The following is a 735-nucleotide window of genomic DNA, read 5'->3' on the forward strand; positions in this document are numbered from 1 at the left end:
ACTTACGCAAACACAACCGAAGGCGACTTCAACTGCTCTCGCAAATAATTGCTCAGCAAGCCATATTTAACTTGATACAACGTTTGCTTTAATCTTTTAGCCTGTTTGGCTAACTGCACCCAAACAAGCATAGAACAACAAATGTGATTACGCCAAATACGAGCCTTACGACACTGATTGTTTTCAATGCCAGTTAATTGCTTGATTTCTCGGTGAAACTGCTCAATCTTCCAACGGATGGCACACACCAGTCGTGTGTCATCTGATGAATCTTGAGTGGTGTCATTGGTGACAATCCAGTCCGTGCGGTTGTCATTGTAGAGCATGATGTCTTTGGTAGCGTACCATGTGTTCATTAGAACATATTTGAATTGAAGTTGTTTGTGTTCAATACTGTGTTTTAGCATGTCCTTTAAATGGTCAAGTTTGCTTTTGCTATCGGTGTTTTTGTCATAGATGCGGTAGTCAATGAGCCAATACTGCTGCGTCTTTGGATTGACGTAAATACAGTTAACGATACAGATGCCCTTGATGATGCGATGGGCGTTACCACTATATTGATGGTTAACCAGTTCGATTTTATGGCTGTGATTCTTGTCTAAAATACTGTCGTCAAAGATGAGTATGCCTTCGTTATCTGGTAGGATGTCTTGTTTGACTTTCTCCCAAACGAGTTTTGGGGTAAGTTTGTCATCTCGAAGATAGCGATTAATGCGGTCGTGGCTTATTTCTTCA

At 41.0% G+C, this 735-nt stretch carries 1 protein-coding gene; it reads right to left on the reverse strand.

Going from position 1 to position 735, the window contains the following annotated elements; genetic code table 11:
• Nucleotides 1-2: 2 nt before the first annotated feature.
• A partial coding sequence (locus tag B0682_RS09250) for a transposase (RefSeq protein ID WP_078308445.1) occupies nt 3-735 on the reverse strand: 733 nt, incomplete at its 5' end.

The organism is Lwoffella lincolnii (genome assembly GCF_002014765.1).
Lineage (GTDB): Bacteria > Pseudomonadota > Gammaproteobacteria > Pseudomonadales > Moraxellaceae > Psychrobacter > Psychrobacter lincolnii.